The sequence below is a fragment of the Peribacillus sp. SIMBA_075 genome (assembly GCF_046534585.1).
Window position 1 is genome coordinate 1 of sequence record NZ_JAWRYN010000403.1, and the last position, 287, is coordinate 287.

Annotated in this window: 1 protein-coding gene; it reads left to right on the plus strand. The window is 36.6% G+C overall.

All coding sequences use genetic code 11. From position 1 onward, the window contains the following. The coding region (locus SB775_RS28775) for a T7SS effector LXG polymorphic toxin (protein WP_486360713.1) at positions 1-287 on the plus strand (287 nt) is incomplete at both ends.

Here is a 287-nt window from a genome sequence, read left to right on the forward strand (position 1 = left end):
AACAGTTTCGGGAAGAAATTACAGATTTGAAAAAAGCATTACAAGGCGTGTCCAATTTAGGTGATGAATTTACTGGAAAAGGTGCAGATAACATCAAAGCTTTTTATAATGACCTTGCACTATACACGGACACTTATCTTGATTTTATCGATATGCAAAAGGCTTTTTTAGATGGAGTGAAAGGAAAGCTGGATGGTGAATCATTAGGCGGGAGTACATTTATTGATGAGCACTTCCTAGATGCTCAATTGAAGCAAGGCATTCAGAACAATAAAGATATGGTCAAG